The sequence below is a fragment of the Intestinibacillus massiliensis genome (genome assembly GCF_900155735.1).
Lineage (GTDB): Bacteria > Bacillota > Clostridia > Oscillospirales > Butyricicoccaceae > Intestinibacillus > Intestinibacillus massiliensis.
The window spans coordinates 25,335-46,625 of sequence record NZ_LT707033.1 but is presented as its reverse complement, the minus strand read 5'-3'; the positions used below and the strand labels follow the sequence as shown (position 1 = coordinate 46,625).

Annotated in this window: 19 protein-coding genes and 2 pseudogenes; 4 read left to right on the top strand and 17 right to left on the bottom strand. The window is 49.4% G+C overall.

From position 1 onward, the window contains the following. The first annotated feature begins 531 nt into the window (after positions 1–531). From CZ203_RS00910 to CZ203_RS00900, 3 genes are all read left to right on the top strand, one after another. Positions 532–1,419 (top strand): recombinase family protein, encoded by an 888-nt coding sequence (locus CZ203_RS00910; protein WP_087064228.1) that lies wholly within the window; start codon positions 532–534, stop codon positions 1,417–1,419. 346 nt (positions 1,420–1,765) lie between these two features. Next, the gene (locus CZ203_RS00905) at positions 1,766–3,352 is read left to right on the top strand and encodes a site-specific DNA-methyltransferase (RefSeq protein ID WP_087064227.1); all 1,587 of its coding nucleotides are present in this window, start codon (positions 1,766–1,768) and stop codon (positions 3,350–3,352) included. Next, on the top strand, positions 3,342–6,023 hold the full coding sequence (locus CZ203_RS00900; RefSeq protein WP_235847425.1) for a DEAD/DEAH box helicase family protein: 2,682 nt from the start codon (positions 3,342–3,344) through the stop codon (positions 6,021–6,023). The genes CZ203_RS00905 and CZ203_RS00900 overlap by 11 nt, the downstream gene beginning before the upstream one ends. A gap of 437 nt (positions 6,024–6,460) precedes the next feature. Here CZ203_RS00900 and CZ203_RS14110 read toward each other — a convergent pair whose 3' ends face one another. From CZ203_RS14110 to CZ203_RS00880, 3 genes are all read right to left on the bottom strand, one after another. Beyond that, positions 6,461–7,603, bottom strand: coding sequence for a hypothetical protein (locus CZ203_RS14110; RefSeq protein WP_143436043.1), 1,143 nt, complete (start codon positions 7,601–7,603; stop codon positions 6,461–6,463). A gap of 939 nt (positions 7,604–8,542) precedes the next feature. Further along, complete coding sequence (locus CZ203_RS00885; RefSeq protein WP_087064224.1) at positions 8,543–8,950, bottom strand: DEAD/DEAH box helicase; 408 nt, start codon at positions 8,948–8,950, stop codon at positions 8,543–8,545. Positions 8,951–9,503: 553 nt separating this feature from the next. Then, a complete protein-coding gene (locus CZ203_RS00880) occupies positions 9,504–10,106 on the bottom strand; it encodes a hypothetical protein (RefSeq protein WP_143436041.1) in 603 nt (200 codons plus the stop codon). Positions 10,107–10,227: 121 nt separating this feature from the next. Here CZ203_RS00880 and CZ203_RS00875 point away from each other — a divergent pair, with 121 nt between their 5' ends. Beyond that, complete coding sequence (locus CZ203_RS00875) at positions 10,228–10,413, top strand: hypothetical protein (protein ID WP_087064222.1); 186 nt, start codon at positions 10,228–10,230, stop codon at positions 10,411–10,413. A 306-nt stretch (positions 10,414–10,719) separates the two neighbouring features. On the opposite strand, the gene CZ203_RS00870 is transcribed toward CZ203_RS00875, so the two are convergent. The 14 genes and pseudogenes from CZ203_RS00870 to CZ203_RS00815 form a co-directional block, all read right to left on the bottom strand. Next, positions 10,720–12,042, bottom strand: coding sequence for a recombinase family protein (locus CZ203_RS00870; protein ID WP_456236174.1), 1,323 nt, complete (start codon positions 12,040–12,042; stop codon positions 10,720–10,722). Between the two features lie 110 nt (positions 12,043–12,152). Further along, the gene (locus tag CZ203_RS14835) at positions 12,153–12,914 is read right to left on the bottom strand and encodes a zinc ribbon domain-containing protein (protein ID WP_200809398.1); all 762 of its coding nucleotides are present in this window, start codon (positions 12,912–12,914) and stop codon (positions 12,153–12,155) included. A gap of 36 nt (positions 12,915–12,950) precedes the next feature. Further along, complete coding sequence (locus CZ203_RS14830) at positions 12,951–13,760, bottom strand: recombinase family protein (RefSeq protein ID WP_200809397.1); 810 nt, start codon at positions 13,758–13,760, stop codon at positions 12,951–12,953. A gap of 40 nt (positions 13,761–13,800) precedes the next feature. Then, positions 13,801–13,980 carry an SHOCT domain-containing protein gene (locus tag CZ203_RS00860; protein WP_087064221.1) on the bottom strand — a complete coding sequence of 60 codons (180 nt, stop codon included), beginning with the start codon at positions 13,978–13,980 and terminating at the stop codon, positions 13,801–13,803. Positions 13,981–14,164: 184 nt separating this feature from the next. Further along, positions 14,165–14,563, bottom strand: a pseudogene (locus CZ203_RS00855) (DNA modification methylase); the annotation flags it as partial. Next, a complete protein-coding gene (locus CZ203_RS15580; protein WP_456236173.1) occupies positions 14,563–14,802 on the bottom strand; it encodes a hypothetical protein in 240 nt (79 codons plus the stop codon). The gene CZ203_RS15580 and the pseudogene CZ203_RS00855, both read right to left, overlap by 1 nt. Before the next feature lie 54 nt (positions 14,803–14,856). Next, positions 14,857–15,345 carry an S-adenosylmethionine synthetase N-terminal domain-containing protein gene (locus CZ203_RS15575; RefSeq protein ID WP_456236172.1) on the bottom strand — a complete coding sequence of 163 codons (489 nt, stop codon included), beginning with the start codon at positions 15,343–15,345 and terminating at the stop codon, positions 14,857–14,859. A gap of 2 nt (positions 15,346–15,347) precedes the next feature. Beyond that, positions 15,348–15,890: a P27 family phage terminase small subunit gene (locus CZ203_RS00845; protein ID WP_087064220.1), complete on the bottom strand. Its 543-nt coding sequence runs from the start codon at positions 15,888–15,890 to the stop codon at positions 15,348–15,350. Between the two features lie 120 nt (positions 15,891–16,010). Beyond that, entirely contained in the window at positions 16,011–16,370 is a 360-nt protein-coding gene (locus CZ203_RS00840) for an HNH endonuclease (RefSeq protein WP_087064219.1), read from the bottom strand. 118 nt (positions 16,371–16,488) lie between these two features. After that, positions 16,489–16,914: a hypothetical protein gene (locus tag CZ203_RS00835; RefSeq protein WP_087064218.1), complete on the bottom strand. Its 426-nt coding sequence runs from the start codon at positions 16,912–16,914 to the stop codon at positions 16,489–16,491. After that, positions 16,911–17,141, bottom strand: coding sequence for a hypothetical protein (locus CZ203_RS00830; RefSeq protein WP_087064217.1), 231 nt, complete (start codon positions 17,139–17,141; stop codon positions 16,911–16,913). The genes CZ203_RS00835 and CZ203_RS00830 overlap by 4 nt, the downstream gene beginning before the upstream one ends. A gap of 55 nt (positions 17,142–17,196) precedes the next feature. After that, positions 17,197–18,561, bottom strand: a pseudogene (locus tag CZ203_RS00825) (SNF2-related protein). A gap of 23 nt (positions 18,562–18,584) precedes the next feature. Further along, positions 18,585–20,834 (bottom strand): phage/plasmid primase, P4 family, encoded by a 2,250-nt coding sequence (locus CZ203_RS00820; RefSeq protein ID WP_235847426.1) that lies wholly within the window; start codon positions 20,832–20,834, stop codon positions 18,585–18,587. Further along, the gene (locus tag CZ203_RS00815; protein ID WP_235847424.1) at positions 20,834–21,229 is read right to left on the bottom strand and encodes a hypothetical protein; all 396 of its coding nucleotides are present in this window, start codon (positions 21,227–21,229) and stop codon (positions 20,834–20,836) included. The genes CZ203_RS00820 and CZ203_RS00815 overlap by 1 nt, the downstream gene beginning before the upstream one ends. Between the last annotated feature and the right edge of the window lie 62 nt (positions 21,230–21,291).

Genomic DNA, 21,291 nt, shown 5'->3' with positions numbered 1-21,291 from the left:
GGAGATCATGCACCACCAAGGCTTTGACTTTGTGCCTGGGGCCCTCAGCTTACCCGCCGTTGAGGTTAGAATGATCAACGTAATGAGCCGGGAAGTGTTTATCTTTTGTACCATCCCTGATATAAACGGCGAATAGGTCAAGATATTGGTTGTGTTTGTGTCTTTTATATGGACACATACTCTAATGCGGTCACTGCAGCCAGAATCAGTGAAGTATCGTCAGCTTGGTGCGGAAAGCGTTTTTTACCACATTTATTTTCAAAAAAGCTGCAGAATACATGGAAACAGCGGACATAAGAGTGTCAAAGAGAAAGTAAAACTGAGCGTGAACTATCGGGAACGGCTATAAAGAAATCTGAAAATTTTCCCAGGTTTCTTTGGGCTTAAGAGGCTGTGCGTTCAAGTCCCACTACTCAGACCAACTCATAAGCTACATTTTAGCCTTGCTCTACAGGGCTGAAATGTAGCTTTTACTTTTAATAAAACCTCCATGATATACTGATTTTCAGTAATGATCATGGAGGTTTTGTCATGTCCAAAAGAATTGATATACAGCCAGTAACGGTAAAAAAGCCACTCGTGGAACAGCCCCTTCGGGTGGCAGCCTACTGCCGGGTCAGTACCGATAGCAAGGAGCAGCTTGGAAGTTTGGAAAATCAAATCGAGTTCTATACCGACTACATCCGTAAACAAATCAACTGGACACTCGCGGGCATCTATTCCGACAATGCTTCCGGCGTTCGAATAAAAAAGAGAACCGGCTATCAGCAGATGATGAAAGATCGTAAGAATGGCAAAATTGATTTGATCTTGGCCAAGTCCATCAGCCGATTCGGCAGGGACACATTAACAACTATCAAAGATATCAGCAGGCTAAAGAAAATGAGTATAGGGGTTTACTTTGAAGTCGGCAGATTCGATACTCTAACAACTAGTGACAGCATTATTGATCAATATGCCACGCTGGCCCAGGCAGAGAGCCAGTCCCACAGTGAGAATGTAAAGTTCGGTATGCGCCGTCGAATGGAGAGCGGCAGGACACTCCTCAACCACACGCAGTTTCTGGGCTACACCAAAGGCCGCGATGGTGAGTTAAAGGTTGTCCCAGAGGAAGCCGAAATCGTGCGAAAGATTTTCGAGCTGTATCTTCAAGGAAACGGAGTCCGCAAGATAAAGCGATACTTAGAGGAACATGGAATCAGAACAGTGACGGGCAAAGCGGAGTGGAGCACGTCCACCATTGACCGGATGCTGAGCAACATGAAATACATCGGACGGGTGCTGATGCAGAAGTCCTACACACCGGATTTTCTAACCGGCAGACAGGTGAAAAATCAAGGCCAACTTGCAATGTACTTGGTGGAAGACGCCCACGAACCAATCATTGACCAGATGACTTTTAATAGGTCCAAGAAATGAAGGGACACATCAAAAGCACGGTACAAATAGAATATTCTGTGATATAATAAATAAATAGTCATGATCACTTTGGAATTGCGACTATGCAATTTTCGTAAGTTTAAGTGTATGGATGATACGCTCGGTCTTACTGTCACGTTTCATTAAGGCCTTTATAAGCAGCTTAACTAAGAACTCATCGGGAGTTATTCAAACAGCACCTTTGGTGTTTGCTTAAAAAGCCTGGCGGCTACCGAAAGATGGTGAAGGGGTTTTACCATCTTGGTGTATTTATGGTACACGAATAAATATATTTTTGTGGAATGAGCGTGTTTTGACGCAAATCCTACGGATGGAGGACACGGTAATGGCAAACAAGCTGGAGCTGACATGGTATGGGAAGGACGAGCCGATCAAGGTGGAGCCGCGACTGCTGATAGAAGCTCCAGCCTTGTCCAACTGCACCCTTGCCCCAGATACGGATAACATGCTTATTCACGGCGACAACCTGCTGGCGCTGAAGGCGCTGGAGAAGAAGTTTGCCGGGCAGGTGAAGTGTGTTTACATCGACCCTCCATACAATACAGGCTCCGCCTTTGAACACTATGACGACAATCTGGAGCATAGCCAGTGGCTGAATTTGATGCGGCCTCGGTTGGAAATTTTGTGGAACCTTCTGCGTGAGGAGGGCAGTATCTGGATCAGCATCGATGATGATGAACAAGCATATATGAAGGTCCTCTGTGACGAACTGTTCGGAAGGGAACATTTTGTGTCATCAATGGTATGGCAAAAACGTACTTCCCCCGATATGCGAGCAGTTATCAGTGATGGGCATGAGTATATTTTGCTTTATGTTAAAGACAGAGAAAAATTCAAAAAGGTCAGAAATAGGTTGCCCTTAAGCGCAGAGCAGGCGTCAACTTATAAGAATCCGGATCATGATCCTCGTGGCGACTGGACATCTGCCGATTATACTGCGCAAGGATATCGGCCTAATCAAATGTATGAAATTACAACACCTGGTGGAACAACATTTACGCCACCAGACGGTAAATGTTGGAAGAATATAGAGGCAGTTTTTCTTCAGCAAGTAGCTGAAAATAGGATTTGGTTTGGTCCGGATGGTTGTGCTATGCCTCGCCGAAAAACGTTTTTATCAGAACATGAAGGTGTAATCCCTTGGACATGGTGGACAAATAAAGAAGTTGGTCATAACCAAGAAGCAAAAAAGGAAATTATTTCCTTGTTTAGTGCAGCAAATGTGTTTGATACACCCAAACCGGAACGCCTCATTGAGCGTATCATTTACATTGCTACCAACCCCGGCGATCTTGTCCTCGACTCCTTCCTTGGCTCCGGCACCACCGCCGCCGTCGCCCACAAGATGGGACGCCGGTACATCGGCATAGAGATGGGCGAGCATGCTTACACCCACTGTAAGGTGCGTTTGGATAAGGTGATCGCAGGGGAAGACCAGGGCGGTATTACCAAAAGCCAAAACTGGCAAGGTGGCGGTGGCTACCGCTTTTACGAGCTTGCCCCCACCCTAATCAATATGGATGCCTTTGGAGAAGCGATTATTAATCCGGATTATGACGCTGACGCGCTGGCCGCGGCAGTGGCCCTCCACGAAGGCTTTACCTATCAACCGAGCGCCGACTTATTCTGGAAGCAGGCGGTCGGGAACGAAAACAGTTTCCTCTTTACCACGACCCGCCACCTGACCTCAGCCTATCTGGAATCTATCAAGGGCAGCATGGAGGAAGGGGAGTATCTGGTGATTGCCTGCCGTTCCTATGACAAGGGGCTGGATAGGGCATATGAAACGATCGCGGTGAAGAAAATACCGCAAATGCTCCTTGACCGCTGTGAGTTTGGCAGGGACGATTATAGTCTGAACATTGTACATCCTCCGGTCTATGAGGATGAGGAGGTGGCACATGATGAATGAGCGTTTCCCCTTATACACCACGGATTATATCAGCGGCGTGATGTCTTTGCGCAAGCCGCAGACTGCTTCACTAAAGATTTTGGAGGAGATCGTCACCTCTGTCAATCTCCGCAAGGACATGAATTTAAAGGCGGCGCTGGGAAGCGTCCACGCGATGTACCCCACCTGCTCGGACTTTGAGCGGGATTTCATGTCCCTGACCTTTGCCTTGGCTACCGGCGTAGGCAAAACCAGATTGATGGGGGCATTCATAGCCTATCTGTACACCCAGCACAATATCAAAAATTTCTTTGTAGTTGCGCCCAATACTACCATCTATGACAAGCTGAAAAAGGACTTGAGCGATAGCAACAGTCAAAAATATGTTTTTAAAGGCCTGGGCTGCTTCCCTGTTCTGCCACAGATTATCACAGATGATGATTATCGAGATAAGACAATCTCCTTGTACGATTCAGATATTCATATCTTTATCTACAACATTGACAAGTTCAACAAAGAGGGCGCAAATATGCGCAAGGTGAACGAGCTGCTGGGCGACTCGTTCTATCAGTATCTTTCCAACCTGCCTGATATGGTCCTGATTATGGACGAATCCCACCATTACCGGGCGGAGAAAGGCGCGCAGGCGCTGAACGACCTGCATCCGCTATTGGGCCTGGAACTGACCGCAACGCCGCTTGTATCAAGTGGTACAAAGCAGGTTCCCTTTAAGAATGTGGTCTACGAATACCCACTGTCGAAAGCAATTGAGGACGGCTATACCCGAACGCCCTTTGCTGTGACCCGCTCCGATATCGACTTTTACAACTTTGGGGACGAGCAACTTGATAAAATGATGCTTCTGGACGGTATCGCTTGCCACGAAAGGACAAAAACGAAGCTGGAGGTATACGCAGCCAATCACAGCACACCAGAGAAACCGGTGCGGACCGTGAAGCCCTTTATGCTGGTGGTATGCAAGGATACTGGCCATGCGGCATGGGTGGAGGATTTTATCAAATCGGATGAGTTCCGAAATGGCGCGTACCGCGGTAAGACGATCACCGTCCATTCCAAGCAGAAGGGCGCGGAGACCGAGGCCAATACTCGGTTGCTGTTGGATGTAGAGAGCTCGGACAACCCGATTGAGATCGTCATCCATGTCAATATGCTGAAGGAGGGCTGGGACGTCAACAACCTCTACACCATCGTACCTCTCCGTACGGCCGCCTCCAAAATCCTGCGGGAGCAGATGGTGGGACGGGGACTGCGTCTGCCCTATGGCGAGCGTACCGGGGATAGGGATGTGGACGCCGTCATGCTGACCGCCCACGACAAGTTTCAGGACATTTTGGCAGAGGCGCAAAAAGGGGATTCCATTTTTAAGGCAGGTAATGTCATCAAGGCAGAGGAGGAACTGGACGAGCCTGAGGAGGTTGTCTATACCCAGCTCTCACTGGCTATTGAACCAGACCGGGAATTGGAGCGGGCCTATGCGCAGACCGGACTTGTGGAGTGTGAGGAGAACGATGCGCTCCTGAAAACGGTAAAGGACTATCTTCGGGAGGAAACGGAGCGCTATATCGCGCATAGCGGGAACTCCCCCACTGTCCCAGCCGAGCCGGAGAAGCATAAGATCGTACAGGCGGTAAAACAAAAGATAGAAGAGCATCAGGATTTGGGCAAGACCTTTAAGGACAACGAGAACCCATTCCTTGCGTGGATTGGGGAGGAAAGCGAACAGACCTATACCATGATTATGGGAAAATATATTCCCATTCCCCGTATCCGTGTGACGGATACCGGTGTGGAGGAATATGTGTTCGTTGACTTTGACCTTGATTTGTCTGTGTTTACCCATACTCCTATCCGAAACGAGCTGTTGATCCAAAATCTTGAGGACATGAGCGACCGGCAGCGAATCCAGGGAGATGCCATTGACTTTGAGGGCTACAACCCCCCAAAGGTCATTTTGGAGGAGCTGCGCAAAAAGCCGGAGATCGATTATGAACGCTGTTCGGTTTTGCTGTTCAAGCTCATTACCCAGGCATGCGGCCACTATGAGGCCGCTTTTGGGAAAAATGGGATGCAGAATATCGTGATGATGTACCGGCGCGACCTTGCCAACAAAATCTACATGCAAATGATGAAGCACTTCTACTGTGAGAATGGTTTTTTGCAGGAGGAAGTCATTGACCTGAAATGCAGTAATCTGCGACAGAAATTGGGCTGTAAGCAGCGCGTGGGGTTATATGAAGATTTTGAGGGTGACATCCACTCCGTCCTGTTTGAAGGAATAAAAAAAGGGGTCTTTGCGGAGGCGAAGTTCGATTCTAAGGAGGGCGAACTCACGCTGGCTCGTGTTCTGGAAAGAGACGAAGACGTGCTGAAGTGGCTGCGCCCTGCTCCCAATGAGTTCAATATTACTTATAACCGAGGCAAGCGTTATGAACCGGACTTTGTGGTAGAAACCGCGGATTGCTGTTATCTGATCGAGGTCAAGGCGGAAAAGGACATGGAAGACCCGGATGTAATTGCCAAGAAAAAGCGGGGCATTCAATATTGCGATGTGGCGACCCGGTGGTGCAAAGCAAACGGATATAAGCCGTGGCGATATCTCTTTATTCCCGCTAAACAGGTACTGCCTAATTCGACATTTGCGCAGCTTTCAAAACAGTTCCATGAAGGCTGAATGGATGAAGTAAGTACCCTTTCCGAAATATGCAGATACAATGATTGACAAGGGCTTGATTATGGCAGGACCTTCTTCGAGATGAGCGTCGCCCGTTGCGCTGGATTCTGATTCGTGAAGAATGGGAACGCGGGATGAGGGGCATTTTCCTCACTATGGAGGCAAACAATCATTCCATGATTGCAGGGTTCCGCCGCCTTTGGCGGCAGCGAATTTACGATGCACTCGCGCCTCGCCCCTGGGCGGGGACCCTTTTTACCGATATCTATTTTGCGCAGTAGTGGCAAAAATCATTTAAATTACAGATATAGTAGCAATTATAATACAAGTCGGCGGATGGTCAAAATTTGACCACCCGCCATAAGATTGCACGATTTATCTTCTATACCGTTTATATTTGCATTTTACTTGACTGTTTAAATAGACTAAGCTACTATTCAGGCTATTTCTCCCTTATCGGAGCCTGAAGTGAATTTCAGTTGGGCAATACCTGTTGAACTGCCCTTCCACTCCAAAACGCCAAATTCATTTTCAGAAATTGAAAAAGGATATAAAAAGTATTCTGTATTATTTGCGTATTCTGGAACGGCATATGTGCGGATGCCTTTTTCATACACGGCGATGTGCTCTACTTGTTGTTTGCTATTTACCCCAATGGCAGTTGATATGCCATCTGATGTTAATTTATACAGGGGCAAATGCTCAGTGGATTGCAATATTTTACCCTCAAAATTCCTGACACTAACTGTTCCCATCAATTCATCTTTATTGGAAGTGGAAGACTGGTCAATCGTTGACATTAAAATACTATCTTGGAGCAGTGTATAGCTATACATCCGCTCAGATTGCCCTAATTGTGCTTGGCCGATGACCTTTTCATTATCTCCAACCAATAATGTGCCTCTCGAATCCAGCCCCATATAGTATAGGTAGCATTGTCCATTCCCTTCTAACTTAGATCCAAGTGGCGTGTGATCGGCGCTTTCGACATAGCGTATAGAATCGGATATACGGCCATCACTATGAATAATACAAACTCCAAATTCTTTGGTTATTGGATTATAAAAGTTATACGCTGTATTATTATCGCCTAGTGATACCATGGTAGGTGCACCTACAAAAGATGAGCATAAGTCGGATTTCAGTATTTCCCGGTTCGATTGTATACGACATACATTATAAGTATAAGCCCCCTCATTGCGGCTGCTAATATCCACTTCGATCAAATCAAACCCATTATCCAACAGTACACCATCTGCGCAAAAGGTGCCTGGTGATACTGTATACTCGCTAACTATTTCGTTATCTCTGAGTGAATACTGCACAACACGGGTTGTATAGCTATTATAACCTTGTTCTACTGCATAATCATCGCCTTCTTGATAACGCTTGGATATGGACAGCAATACTTTATCTGATTTGCTATCCAATACTTCTACGGAATCTGTGCTATCAAATATCCCTTTGGTATCTAAGTGATCAAGTTCGTAGCTTAATGAAGGATGATCCTCTTGCGGGCTAACGGTGCAACCCGCTAACAGTGTGCATAGTCCCAGCACAATCAATAAACACTTCCGCATAACTTTACCTCATGTTCTTTTCACAAGATTTAAAAGATAAGGTGCTGGACATGAATCACTTGAACAGTTGCAATGTCCAGCGCCGTTAAGATGTAAATTTACCGGTATAGTTAATTTGTCATATGGTGTTCTTGCAAACCATTTAAACATTGGGCATTGCAGGCGTTTTTAGCTGAGGTGAGGCCGATGAGTGAAAAAATTCTGCCAACAAGAAAATAGCCGATAAAACTTCTTGCTACTCTCAACAGTAGTTGATCTGTAGAAATCATACTGCATCGCAAGACGGCTTGCAAAACGGTGAAAACAATGGGGAGTCCACATGTGCCGAGGACGCATTAACAGAGGGAATAACGAAGAAAGCGCCTAGTGGTAGCAAGGGCAAAATGTTGAGGAGTATGTTGCTATATCGACTAATTTTAAACCATTCTTTATAATGGGAAAGGGGGTGAGGCTCACAAATGCGTTAAAATATTCTGTTATAGAAAGTAAGTGCGTTTGGCTGTGAAAGTCAGCAATAATATGTAGGAAAGGATAGAATAGATTTTCTTTTTCATCACAATAGCCGCTTTTTTGTAGGATGGCAGTGGTAAACCCATCAAGGTACCACTACTATTTTAAATTTTGAAGGAAATACAGAGTTTCATAAGTTCTCTTTCATGTGGAAGATACGCTAGTTGCCTTTTCAAGCGTTGTTCCACCAATGAGCGAAGTGTTCTGTAAGTGTTTTATTATGCACATAATTTTTACTTCTAAAGTTGATTATCTATATAACATTATTTTACTTTTTGTGATTATAATTGTCAAGAAAACCTTGTCTCTTAAATAGTGTATATTATTTTAGGTGATCGGATTCGTCGAGATTAATAAGACAAATGTGCTTGAACTACCGCAATATAAGCATGCTTGTTACAGGACATGCAAGGTGCAATAGCTACCTGCTTAACACCCATTTAAAAGCTTTAACCGGCAAGAAGCAGTTTTATTCGGGAATAATGTCATTTGAAAGAGTACCTGTAACGTCCCACTTCGCAAGTTTTTTAACGTGATGGCATTATCCTTGTTGCCAGTATATAGGCAGGCGACCGCTAAACCGGTGCGCTGCTTCCATTCCTTCACCTGATCGCGCATTAAGGAAATCGTGGGTGTAATCACCAGCATAAGCGCATCCGAATGTAAGCACGCCTGCACCATAAAGCATAGGGTCTTGCCGTCAGAAGTTCTGGTTAGGCCAATCACGTTGTTGCCACTCATGAGTTCACTACAAACAGCCTTTTGAAACGGTTTTAGCTTTTCAATCCCAAGTTTTTGGCAAATAGCCGCTAACTGTTCTTTGTGTAAATTGCTCATAAAAAATATACCTCCAATTAAGCGATTTTTCTAAAAAAGTGGATTAACAAAAATCTTTGTTTTTGTCACCCTATAAGCCTGTTAAGCCTATAGTTAATGTATAATTTGATTGAAAAGACAGGATATATAATAGAACATCTGCCTGGGCTATAAATTCAAAAAGATGGCTATCACTCGGAAATCTTTCCAATGTGATAGCCATCTTAGTAGCCGCTTTTCAACCGATGCTTTGCACTATGAGAGGGAGGCGTCGGTTTCATCGTGTGGAATTTTAGTCGCATACCTTACGATTTAATTTTATAAGTCATCCTATTACGCTCTGTCTCCGAGATAAGGCCCGCTTTAAACAGGACGGTGTTAAAGTATAATAGCCAAAGCTCTTCGATCGTCTTTTGGTCCGAGATTTCTTTGTTGTTCATGCAGATCACGTCCTTTTATAGTGTCTGCGGTTATAGTATATATTTGAATACTTTATCATTCCGCATTACTATATTGTTAATAAGGACATAAATTTATACATGTGCAGCAAATTATGTGTTGTTTTCTATCGATTTTACTGATGCTGTGACCCATCAATCGGTATTTCGGAATCTGGTGCCTCGCCGGTGATCAGGGCATTCCGCATGTCTTCCTCAATGAAATCCAGTTTGTCGATTTTTAGTATTATCGCATTAACGGTGGATTGGTCTGCTTTATGAACAGGCATACGGGCCTTGCCCGTTGGATGCAGATATGCTGGTTTTTCTTTCTTAACATCTTTTATAATTTGTTTTGGATCACATTCTTCTAAATGTGTTTTTATCAAATCAATAAATTCGTCTTCCCGAAATAACAGTGCACAAAAGCTAGTTTTACTTTGCTTATCTTGATATGTTTTAATATAGCCCCAGTATTTATAATCAGATTTATCGGGATACTCCTGGTCGAATAACCCGTGCGCCTCTACACGCAAATAACGGTTAAAGTTATCTGGTATCAAAATTTTCTTCAGTACAAATTTAAATATATCTTGTGCATCGTGCGTAGTAAACGTGTCGCGTTGTTCAACTGGACGTGTGTCCTTGGGCAGGTCGAGATAATCTGGCAGCAGGCAATTCAAGATTTGCGCCCGGTATTGGCTTGGATCTGCTTCTGGGAGTTTTTCGGAAATAATCATACCGAAATGGATACAAGGGATAGGCAAAATTAAAAAGTGTGCCTTTGCGGTGTAAAACACATCCTTGGGGTGTAAAGTGTGGTCGGGACCTCCCGGCTGTTTTCGTTTATGGAGGAAAGATATGAAAAGGACATTGACCCAAAAGCAAATCGCTGATTATGAGCAGCTTTGCCATGAGAGAAATAATGGTCGGCTATTGACCCCAGATGGACTGCGGTTCATTTGCGAAGCAAATAACTACAATGCAGAAGCAATCGGCAGATACTTTCTGGAGTTGCTTCCCACCATTTGTAAAAAGGAACAGTGAAAAAACACCTCGCAGCCGGAGAAAAGACTCCCGTTGCGAGGTGTTTTGCGTATGTGCTTATGCCTTGATTTCCATGCCGTTGCGGAAGGTGACCCGAACATCGGTTGCGGAGTGGACGGTCACAAAATCCACCAGCCCACACCAGAGGTTCGTCTGGAACTCAGTGACCAGTCCGTCCTGCTCCTCCAGAACCTTGAGGAACTCCTCAATGGTGGCTCTCCGTGCCTTTTTGTCGGCGATCAGCTTGGTGATGGCGTCCAGTTTGGCTTTGGCTTCATCGTAGCGTTGGGTCAGTCCATCATAGCGTTACTGGTATTCTGCCTGATCGAGAGCCACATGAGCGTTTTCGTAGATACACTTTTCGACCGCATCGGCAAGCATCTGAACTTCCTCGATCAGCTCGGTTTCCTGGGCTTGCAGGGGTGCGAGGTCAAAGGCAAGTGCCAAGCCCCCGGTCAAGGATGCGATGATGGCATCCTTCTGGGCAAGAAGCTGGTTGACTGCCGAAATGAAGTGGCGGTGGATGTCCTCATCCGTGAGGTGCGGTGTGGTGCATTTGTTGTCGCCATCAAATTTGTGGTTGCATTGCCAGATGGTCTTTTTGTACTTATCCGTGGAGTGCCAGGTCTTGGAACCGTACCAGCTACCGCACTCACCGCAGCGAATTTTGCCGGAGAAAAGGTGGACACCACTTCGTCTGCCACGTTTGCTGCGCCGTTCCAGTTCTTGCTGAACCATCTCGAATACCTCCGGGCTGATGATGGCTTCGTGGTTACCCTCCACATAATACTGTGGAATTTCGCCCTCGTTGGCTTTTTTCTTTTTGGTGAGGAAGTCCACCGTGTAGCTTTTCTGCAGGAGGGCATCACCTTTGTACTTCTCGTTGGTGAGGATGCTCCGAACCGCTCCGGCGTTCCACTTGTCCTTGCCACATGGTGATTTGATGCCATCGGCGGTCAGTCTGGCGGCGATACCGTGGGGTGTCATGCCCTGCAGGAACATACTGTAGATGCGGCGAATGATGGTCGCCTCGTCCTTGTTGAGAACCAGGTTGCTATCCTCGCCACGGTCGTAGCCCAGAAACCGCTTGAACGGAACGATGACCTTGCCGTCTGCAAACCGCTTTCTCTGACCCCAGGTGCAGTTCTCTGAAATAGAGCGGCTTTCCTCCTGGGCAAGGCTGGACATGATGGTGATGAGCAGTTCGCCCTTACTGTCGAATGTCCAGATGTTCTCTTTTTCAAAGTAGCACTCCGTGCCGTGTTCCTTCAGTTTGCGGATGGTGGTCAGACTGTCGACCGTGTTTCTGGCAAAGCGGCTGACCGACTTGGTGATGATGAGGTCGATTTTTCCTGCCAAGGCATCGGCGACCATGCGCTTGAAGCCCTCACGGTGCTTGGTGTTCGTGCCGGTTATGCCCTCGTCCGTATAGACCGATACCAGTTCCCAATCGTCCCTGCCGTTGATGTAATTGGTGTAGTAGTCTACCTGGGCAGTATAGCTGGTGAGCTGCTCCTCGCTGTCGGTGGAAACACGGGCGTAAGAAGCCACCCGGCGTTTCTTCTTTTCGTTAATCGGTGTCGCTGTGAACCGGCTGATCGTTGCCGGAATGGTCGTTACTTTCGCCACGTCTTTTCCTCCAATTCTCAATCATTTTCTGTCTCATGTGTTCTTTGCGTTCCTCGCTGTGCTTTGGCATCTGCCGCTTGTTTTCCCATTCGCCCTCAAAAGTGTGTCCGTCAAAAAAAGTGGATGGAGAGTGGGAAGGGTGCGGTGATGTGGATGCAGGCGATCTGCTCTCTGAAGGCGGTCTCATCGAAACCGTCAGTCCCCAGAGCCTCGGCACAAAACTCTTTGAGCGTTTCCTCCTTTATACTTGGGCTGTCGCAGTTGCCAGCGGATGCACACCGCCAGACGGACACATAATCGCCAGCCTTGCGGCGGGAGCGTTGCCTGCGGTAATTCTCCCCACAGTGGTCGCAGCGGATTCGGCTGGTGAAACAGGAGGAGTTGGGGCCAAGCTGATGCTCTTGCACATACCGACCCTTGGCGGCTCTGTGCTCATCCGTCCAGCAATCCTTCTTTGCCGTGGACTGCCAGGTGGTGCGGATAATCTGCCCGTCCGTCATGTAGAACTCCAGAACCCCGTGTTCCGGCACGATGATTTTCTCCACTTGGACACTGAACACTTCCTCGTCAAATTCGGCAAGCCCCAGCACCTCGGCGCACTTCTCTCGGAGAATGTCCTCTCGGATGTCCTTTGCCGGACAGGAGCCGCCTTTCTTTTTCTGCGTTCCGCAGCCGTAGGTGGTGTACATATCCGAGTCATGTGGAGCCTTGTGCTTGGCTCTGTTCCTGCGGGTGTTCCGCACGAAGCTGGAACCACAGTGACCGCATTTGATTTTGCTGGTGAAGCAGGAGGTGTTGATGCTCCAGTTGGCAAACACCCCAAGTTCTCTGCGGCGGGCTTTTTCTGCCTGCACCGCCTGGTGGACCTCCATCGGAATAATCGGCTCGTGGGTGTTCTCTACGAAATACTACGGCAGCTCACCGTAGTTCTTTTTGCTCTTGCCGCTGATGGGGTCTACCACATATTCCTTTTGAAAAAGCAGGTTTCCCGTATAGGTGATGTTGCCAAGAATCTGGCGAATGGATGTGTTCCCGAAGCGCTGACCCTTGTAGGATTTGACTCCCATTTCGGCCAGTTTCTTTTCGGTGGTTTCTGCCGAAAGCCCTGCCAGGAAGTCATCAAAGATGAGCCGGACAATGGCGGCTCCCTCCGGCTCAATGACCAGGTGGTCGCCCTCCCAGCGATAACCGTAGATATTGAACCGTCCGTTGGGGATGCCCTGTTCAAAGCGTTTTCTCGTCCCCCATTTCACATTGTCGGAAATGCTGCGGCTTTCTTCCTGGGCGAAGGATACCAAAAGGGTCAGCATCAATTCGCCGTCCTCGGTCATGGAATCAATGCGTTCCTTTTCAAAGCGGACGGAGATGCCCAGCTCCTTGAGATGGCGAACCGTCTCCAGAAGGTCGACCGTGTTTCTGGCAAAGCGTGAAATGGACTTTGTGAGGACAATGTCTATCTTCCCGGCTTCGCAGTCAGCCAGCATCCGATTGAACTCTGCACGGTCTTCTGCTCTGGTGCCGGAGATGCCGTTGTCAGCGTAGACTCCAACATACTCCCAATCGCGGTGCTTTTGGATGAGGTCGCTGTAGTAGCTGATCTGTGCCGAAAGGGAGTGGTGCAAACGCTCGGACTCCATTGAAACACGGGCGTAGGCAGCGACCTTTTTGCGGCTCGGAATATGCGGTATTTTGTTTTCGATTTTACTGATTTTACGCATAAAATCACTCCTTTCCGACACTATATATCACTCTAAAAGCCTATTTTATCAAGTCATTTTCGGATAATAATGTACCCAAAGTTGGCTCGAAATCAGCCCGCAGTTTTGTATCAATTACGGCATATTCCTCCTCGGTCAGAAGCCCTTGACTCAGGAGGTTTTTTGCTATCGATATGGCGGTCTGGTATTGCAGTTCGGCGCGGAATGCCGTCTCACTCATGCTCATCACCGCCTTTATAACGGTCTGCGATGTAGCAGGCGTGGGAGCAGTATTTCCGTCCGGCATTGCCATAGGCTGTGAAGGGCTTTCCGCAGTGGGCACAGGTGAAGCTGTACACGGCTTTGCGATTGACCGCTTCAGGGTGGCTGTTCCACCAGACGGTGCGGCACTTGTCAGAGAGGGTGTCTTTATACAAGGCATCGATCTCCGCAGGCTCAAAGCCGGTGAGGGATACATCAAAATCCGCGCCCGGCAGGTCGGCGATGAGCAGAGCCAGTTTGTCCTTATCCCAATCGCCGGAGATTTTGTTGAGGGCGATGTTGAGGGCTTTTTCCTTGTCCTCGTCCATCTCCACCACAACGCATTCCACCTCGGTGATTCCCATGTCGATGAGAACCTTGAGCCGCTGGTGACCTCCGACAACTCTGCCGGTGGTCTTGTTCCAGATGACAGGCTCCACATATCCGAACTGCTCAATGGAGCGTTTCAGCTTTTCGTACTCGGCATCACCCGGCTTGAGGTCTTTTCTGGGGTTATAGTCCGCAGGCAGAAGGTCAGTGGTGTTCTTTTTCTCGATCAGCATCAGAACAACCCCCATTCTGCGAACTTCTCAAAGCCGCCCAGGTCGGAGATGAACTTTCGAGCAATTTCGACAATTTCCGCATAGGGCTTGCCGTCAATGGTGTCATCCCCAATGGCGCAGCACAGTTCTACGGGCTTGCCGGTCTGCTGGGCTTTGAGCCAGGTATAGATGTTTACGGATACATCGGCTTTGGAGAGGTCTTTGCCGTGGAGACCACCGCCGATTACAGAGTCAGCCATGTCAGACCCCAGCTTGCGGTTTGTCGCGCCGGTATCAACATCGGGATCACCGGTTCAGTCACCGAGCGGATTGATTTCCGCATTGGGGTAATCGGCAGCAAGGCCATCGGTCGCTGCATTGCTCTGGCAAATGATGAGCCGGTCGCTGTCCAGGATGTATTTGCCGTCATAGGGATGCTTGCCATAAATGGCACGGGCAATTTCGGACAGAGCCTTCTGCTCGGAGGTCAGCGGCATACCCTTAAAGATGCCGTTGTCACCGCAGCGGATGCCGCCGGACTGGTTTCTGGTCAGATGGGCATCCTGGGGAACGATGTGGATGTTGGGAACAATCGCCCCAGCGATGCGGTAGAGGGCATCGGTGATCTCCACCATGTCAAGCTGGGCAGTTGTCTCGATGATTACATGGCACACACCATGACCAATGAGAACCTCCACAGCGATTTTGGGGTTTGCTTCATTTTTGTACGCCAGGTCTACGATAGCCCCGGCAATTCTGTCAGTCACCTTGTCCGGGTGGCAGTGGTTTACTTTTTCAATCATAGTCAGTTTCCTTTCCTTGCTCTGAGCAATCGTTCCATCACATCATCCTGGGGGCTGGCACCTGTATATTCGCCGGTGCAGTTCTCACGGACGATTTGGAAAATCTCCGACCACAGGCGGTTTGCCTGGGTCATGTATTTGTCTGCGATAGCCACATAGGGTGATTGGATCGCCGCACCCGTGGTGGGGTGCTTTGCCAGAAAACCGAGTTGGCTGGTGATGCTTTCGCACTGAATCCATCTGGCGCTTGCCATAGCGAACCGTTCAATAAGCTGGGGCGAGATAATCGCCACGCAGCCACGGTCGGCAAGCCACTGCCAGGTGGTTTCATAAATTTCGGCGGCACACAAGGTGGAGCCATCCTTCTGCGGAGCGGAAAGGAACTCGGAAGGCTTCGGCATCGGCTGACATTCCAGATCTGCCGCGCTGTCTTTGAAGTCAATGACAGTCAGCGGTCTATGACCTGCACTTCCGTCCGCAATCTTGTCGGCGATAGGCTTTTTGGGTCTGCCGCCGGAGCCGGGTTTAGGTCCTCTTTGACCCATTTTTCATACACCTCCTTCGGTGGGGGGTCTATTCCCCTGAAAACTTTTGCGATTTTGCGCACGTGACCCCGGCACCGTTGCCCAGCGGCAAGGCTCCGGAGATTTGACCCGCCCCTGGGGTCAGTGGTTATGCCAGCGGTCGCCGCGCTCTGCATGGATGCGAGAGTGGCAGGACTTGCAGAGGTCTATGAGATTGTCCATTGCATGAGTGCCGCCTTCGGACAATGGAGTCTTGTGGTGGACTTCCTCGGTAGGAACAAGCCGACCTTCCTTCTGGCACAGCTCACACAGAGGGTGGGCTTGGACATAGCTGTCACGGATACGCTTCCACGCCCGTCCGTGCCTACGGTGTACAGCAGGGTCTCTGTCGTACTTTTCGTAGCGTTTGGCTTCGGCCTTTGCGTGTTCCTCGCAGAACCTGCCGTCCGTCAGCTTGGGACAGCCTGGGTAAGAACAGGGGCGTTTGGGTTTCTTCGGCATCGTTTCACCTCCTTGCAGGCATAAGAAAAGCCCCACGGGATCGCTCCCATGAGGCCGTTCTGTATTCTCTTTCGCCATTATAATGATACCACTAATGCGGAGTGTGAAATAGTGCCATTCACTGCACGGGCAAATATTTTTCAGGAATTTTTATGTCGGCGAGTGCTTCATCATGTAGTTTATACAGGTGGCGCATCTTGTAGCCTAAGTCAACCGCTATTTCGGGCCAGGACTTTCCGCTAATATACCGCTTTTCCAGAATAAGCTGATATTCGATGCAGTCCACGGCTTTGATGGTCGCTATGATTTCAGCCTTCAACTGCACCAGCTTTTCCATGTCCGCTGCGATCTCATTTTCCAGGTCGTTGATTTTACACACCGCATCGGCCATGCGTGAACCGCCACGGTTGGGGTTCCTCGGCATCCCGGTCATGGTTGCGGAACAACTGGTAGCCAGGTCATTCAGAGAAGCGATTTGTTCCTGCTTACTCTGGATACGCTGATCCAGACGGTATACCTGGTTCAAGTATTCCTTTGCAGTCATGCTGCCACCTCCTTACGGACGAGGGCTTGCACACCTTTCATCAGATACTCGCCGTCCAGGTCTGTCAGCATTCCATACCAGCCGGAACGGAAGAACCGCTCCAGAGAATCGACCTCTGCTGCATACTCGCTTTTGTCCGGGTGCTTGTAGTGATATTTGAGAGCCGTTTTGTAGTCTTTTGCAGCCAGTTCTACGATGGCGTTGGCTAATGCCTGATAAGGTTCCATATTCGTACCTCCGAATTTTTAATCCTCGGATTGGCACGGATTGTTGTATTTTGTCTCAGATTTTCAAGTCCGCTTTAACGGCATCGATAAGGGCCGTCTGGGTATGCTCCTTTTGGGAGAGGGCTTTCATGATGCGGTTGTCAATGGTGCCCTTTGTGATGATGTGCTGCACCACCACGGTTTCGGAGATCTGACCCTGCCGCCACAAACGGGCTACGGTCTGCTGGTAGAGTTCCAAACTCCAAGTTAGGCCAAACCAGATGAGGGTGGAGCCGCCGGACTGGAGGTTCAGACCGTGTCCTGCCGAAGCGGGGTGAATCAGAGCCACGGGGATTTCGCCGTTGTTCCATCTGCGAATACTGGTGGAATCGTCCAGGCGAGAAAACGGGATGTGCAGCTTCTTCAGTCGCTCTGTGATTCTGGCGAGGTCATGCTTGAACCAGTATGCTACCAGGACAGGCTTTCCGTTTGCTGCTTCAATCAAATCCTCAAGGGCATCCAGTTTGCGATCATGGATATGAACCACATCGCCGGAGTCATCGTAAATGGCTCCATTCGCCATCTGACTCAGTTTGCCGGAGAGGGATGCGACATTGGCGGCGGTGACTTCACCGTCTGGAAGTGACAGCACCAGTTAACGCTTCAGCTTTTCGTAATCGTCTGCTTCATCATCAGAAAGCTGTACTACATATTCGCTGGACACCAGTTCCGGCATCTGCAGGTGGTCGGTGGCTTTCATGGAAATGGTGATGTCGGAGATTTGTCGGTAGATGGCATCCTCCGCATACGGCAGGGGTTTGTAGCTGTAGATGATTTGCCCGTTGCGCTTGTCCGGCTGGAAATAGTCAGTGCGATATTTGGTGATGAACCGTCCAAGGCGTTGTCCCATGTCCAGGATGCGGAACTCTGCCCAGAGATCCATCAGACCGTTAGATGCCGGAGTGCCGGTCAGCCCCACAATGCGGTTCACTCTGGGGCGAACCTTCAACATCGCCTTAAATCGCTTTGTGCTGTGGTTCTTGAAGGAGGACAGCTCGTCAATCACGATCATGTCAAAGTCGAAGGCGATGCCGATTTCCTCCACCAGCCACTGGATGTTCTCGCGGTTGATGATGTAAATATCAGCCTTCCGCATGAATGCTGCACGGCGCTGGGGTTCAGTGCCGACAGCCACAGAGCAGATGAGGTTCTGGAGGTGATCCCATTTATCGACTTCAGCCGTCCAGGTGTCCCGTGCCACTCGCAGCGGAGTTACCACCAGCACCTTGTGAACCTCAAAGCTGTCAAACAGCAGGTCGTTAATGGCCGTCAGCGTGATGCTCGTCTTGCCAAGACCCATGTCCAGAAAGACTGTGGCAATGGGATGAGTTTCGATGTAGTCGATGGCGTAGGTCTGGTAATCATGGGGTGCGTATCTCATCAAGGATTCCTCCGACTTTTGGATTATTCCAGGAAATCAGACTTCAGCTGCAACCCCAGAATGACATTGCCTGCCTTGGTCTTTTTTCGCATAAAGCCTGCGTTTTCCAGCCCTGTGTAAAAGTCCGTAGTGCTGCGGGCATACTCGCCGTTGCGCCCACAGTATGCACGGTACTCCTGATACAGGTCGCCGGACTTCTGCGTAAAGGTGCGGTCGACCTCACAGCAGTCCTCGATGAAAATGGAGAGCCAGTCGTTGTTGTCCCGGTATTGGGTAATGGCATTCTGTACCACCTGGGGAACGGAGAGTGTGAAGTTATTTTTGATGGCTTTCTGTGCACCTTCGATGATCCATGCCAGAATCGCACCGCCTGCATTTTTTACAAGGTAGTCGGCATAGTTCTTGATGTCGGATTTGCCACGGATTTTGGCATTGAACGGGATAACAATCAGGCGGCGCCAGGTACCGTCATCATTGGCACCGACCCTGGGAAGGCGATTGGTATACAGCACCAGCGTGTGGGTCGGCACATATTTGAACGGGTCCTTGTATTTCTTTTCTGCCGAAACTTCATCGGTGGAGCAAAGCTGCTTGACGATGGAGGTGTTCAGGCGCATACCTTCCTCCAGTTCCGCAGCGATGACCAGGCGTTTGCCCTTCAGTTCGGCCATCTCCGGCTTCACATTTCGCTTGCATCCAACGGTCAGCGCATCGGCAGACATGGAGCCGCTGTAAGTACCGAGAACCTTTGCGATGGCATTCCAAAAGGTAGACTTGCCGTTGCTGCCCTCACCGTAGGCAATGATGAGAGCCTCCTGATACACCTTGCCGATTGCCGCCAGACCTACGGTCTGCTGCACATAGTCGATGAGTTCCTTGTCACCGCAGGAGAAGTTCTCCACAGAGGACAGCCACAGTTCCACGCCTTCATCGGAGGGAGAAACGGTGGTCATTTTGGTGATGAGGTCATCAGCGCAATGGTCGTGGGCACCGCTCATACCGAGCCGGAGGTCGTAGGTGGCGGCAGGGGTATTAAGCAGGAACTCCTGTGTGTCAAACTCCTGGATGTTGCACAGGAGCATGGGCTTTGCCGCCTGCAGAGCGGAGGTCACATATTTCATGTCCCGGCGTTTCATGACGAAGGCTTTGTAAGCCAGGGCGAAGCAGTATGCAGCAAAGGCTTTTTCGCTGCTGTCATCAATTGCTTTTTCCAGAGTCTTACCGCCGGCAGAGATGAGGTCTTGTCCGATCCCGGTATCCAGTAGTGCCTGCTTTGTTTTGTCTACGGCAAGGATAGCTTCAGCAAGCTGACGGTCAAGGAACTCCTCGTAGGCACCGACTGCCATCTGCTTAGACTCTGCCCAATGGGTTCCGACATAGCGCATATAGTCGGTGGCATCGGTGTAGACCATTTCGGCAGCATACTCCCTTGCCAGCACCTTGGCCTGTCCGATGTCGGAGAAGTCGGAGGGGCGCAGGCTATAATCGCGGTTGTATTCTTCCGGGGCAATATAGCCGTCCTGCTGCTGAACTTTGGCATAGAACTTCTGTGCGCTGTGCCAAATGGTCTGAAGTTCAAACTGCTCCAGCGGAGGGTTGCATTTTTCCGCAAAGCACTGGTAGGCGGTTTCGCTGTCGCCGTACTTTTTGATGACACGACCGGCAAAGCGGGACATGGTGGCGTTGTGGCTGCCTTCGGGAATTACGGTATTGCCGCCATGTGTGCCTTCCGGCAGCTCTGCATCAAAGTCATTGAAAGATAGGAACTCAGTGAGGGTCATATCGCCGGGGAAAACTTCCACATTGGGATTCCGGGTACCAAAGTAGAAACGAGCAGCATCCAGGGCCTTGGTGTCAAAATACGGGAAGATGGCGTTGACCAGCTTTTTCAGATTGCTGTACTCCTCGGCATCCTCAATGCGGTCGATGGCGAAGAATGCATGGAACTTGGGTCTTGCCGTTCTGCCGTTTTTGACCTTCATGTGGTTGCGGCTGTAGTGGACAGCAAAGGTTACACCGGGAAAAGCGGCTGCAATATCCGCAGGCATTTTCCAGTCCTTCGGGTCATCCGAATGGTCGTTGTCACATTCCACGGACAGACAGTCGCTGCCGAGGAAGTTATCGTTGTTGCGGTAGCTGCCTTCGTATTCCGCACAGACATAATCACGGCTGACAGCTTCGGCCAGAGAAGCCTCATCGGTGATTTCCACCCGGTGCGGATACAGGCAGTTGTTGGCTTGGCCGATACAGTCGGCATGGTATAAGGTGAACATCAATCATGCACCTCCTTGGCGCCATCTTCCAGGGCTTTGGTAATGAACTTCAGAGCGGTGGTCATGGGTTCCAATTCACAGTCACCACCCGGGAACAGTTCAAAGCCCTCCTCGCCGTCACGGCCAAGGGGATTGATGCGAATATCTGTCCCGCCCATATCCTCAATTCGGATGTACGCACGACTGCCGTGACCGCTGTCGCCGCCCTGGAACCCATTCGTTCCGGCTTCGACCTCCAGAATATTGGCACTGTAAATCTCCCTGGTATATGTAGAGCAGATATACACGATGGGGCGAAACGCACGGAGCGCCCGTTCCTCTTTCTCAATGGTGGTCATGGCCTCGTATGCGGTGGGGTCGTAATACCCCTCGCTGTTGAATTTATCTACACTCATTTGGAACTCCTTTCACGATGGACTTTGCCGCCATCTCTACTTTCCACTGGACAGCAAAGTCC